Origin of the sequence: Flectobacillus sp. (assembly GCF_049240685.1) — a bacterium.
In the GTDB taxonomy this organism is placed as follows: domain Bacteria; phylum Bacteroidota; class Bacteroidia; order Cytophagales; family Spirosomataceae; genus Flectobacillus.
Genome location: NZ_JBMLSD010000300.1, coordinates 1 through 1,771, shown reverse-complemented (window position 1 = coordinate 1,771; position 1,771 = coordinate 1). Strand labels below are relative to the sequence as shown.

Here is a 1,771-nt window from a genome sequence, read left to right as displayed (position 1 = left end):
TCTCCGTCTCCACCAACAAAAAAGCCTCTTGGAATTTCCGAGAGGCTTTTTTGTTTTATTTGAATAGCTTGTTGACAATCTTGTTTTTAAGCTTTACCAAATCCATGATTTTTTTCACATCATTCAAACGGTTATTCAAAATAGACTTATCTTTTCCTGTTGATATAGGTGTGATTTTATGTCCATTGAAGTTTGACTGGACAGCTTCTCCAGTTTTGATATTCGTAAAACCGTTACGCAAATACAGCTCATTGGTTACCATATTCGACAACATTGGCGTGTAATAAATACAATCTTTGAAGTAGTAGTGAGTTACTTGTGAATATCGAGTGCTACCTTCTAACTCTACTTTCGAACCTCCATGTATGATGTTAGATGACCAAATTAAGGCATCCCCTTTTTTTGCATAGAAAAACTTCTTTTCATATTCTGAAACGTTCATGATGTTCTGCATGAAGTCTTCATATTGAACATAATCGGTGTATGAAGTATCTACAGGGGCATCTTTGATATGTGCAAAATTATATTCTGGCATGCGGTGCGAGCCTGTGTAATAAAAGACAGCACCGTTTTCTGGAGTTACATCCTCTAATGCTACCCATACACCACACATGTAGCGCGCAGGAATTGAGCTAAAGTGAATAGTGTCGGAGTGTGCTCTTTGTTGAGAACCAAATTTGAAATTTAGTGTTTGGAATGGTATGGGTTCACGATCATAAAGCATTTGCAAGGTTTTCATGATTGTATCATTTCCTGAGACTTGCTTGGTGCTTTCTGAGTACTGCCAAAGGTCTTGAATACGAGTTTTATCTCTGTAAACAGTTACAGGAAAGTCTTCATTAAAGCCTTTTTGGTTCATATCGGCTTTTACTTGTTCGATTATCTCTTCAGGAAAGACATTTTTTAAAATTACAAAACCGTTTTTGTGATATTCGGTAGCTAATTGTTTTTCCTCTTCAGTAAGATTTTTGGTTTTGAGGATTTCGGTAAAGAATGGCGATTCTACCCAAGGTAAATTCATAACAGAGATGATTTATGATATATGATTAAATTAAAACCTTTCTGGAAAATGATTTTTATAGGTTATTCAAGCAATAATGTCTTTTTTTCATCAATAAATAAATGACTCTACAAGATAATTCATTTTTCTGAAATTTTGAAAAACTACTTTTTATAAGGGTATTTTAAACTAACAAATCAAGGTATTAAGATAAGAGTGCTGAATTGTGAGTTAGAACTACGGGGATGATTTCCAACAATTTCGGATTTGGGATTTTGGAATAAAGTAAAATATCTTTGTTTCTTACCTAAGATAGAGGCTTACCCTTCCGAAATTCCACATCCGATATCCGAAATAGACATTTTTAGAATCCTTCGTACACTACTAATGCTTAATGATGAGTGCAATTTTTATTTCATTCAGTTTAAGTTGTTTACATTAGGCAACAGACGAGGAGTGTTAATGTATTTTTTATCTGATTATTGGACAAAATTGAATGTACTAGTTCAAGACTTAGTTTTGACCTCATTTTCTCAACAGTTTGAAACTGTTTTATATTAAATTCAGTGAAAAAGTCTAAGCAACTAAATCCCATTTTTAAAATACCTACTTGCCTTTGTCTAAAGCTTGCGTCGGTACACCATGGGCATTCGGTAAATCATATCTATTGTTACTAAAAAACAATTTTATACGTTTTGCCTTCTACCTAAAACAAAAAACTTAAATCTAATTTTGTGCCATTACTTAAATAATCGAGCAGAATAATATTTA

1 protein-coding gene is annotated in these 1,771 nt (G+C 33.1%); it reads right to left on the bottom strand.

The features are described 5' to 3' along the window. Positions 1-55 precede the first annotated feature (55 nt). Positions 56-1,021, bottom strand: coding sequence for a phytanoyl-CoA dioxygenase family protein (locus ACOVQ4_RS13515; RefSeq protein ID WP_421821159.1), 966 nt, complete (start codon positions 1,019-1,021; stop codon positions 56-58). Positions 1,022-1,771: the final 750 nt, after the last annotated feature.

Coding starts and splice junctions, on each gene's coding strand:
- ACOVQ4_RS13515 (WP_421821159.1), bottom strand. CDS start 1,021: ATGAATTTACCTTGGGTAGAATCGCCATTCTTTACCGAAATCCTCAAA.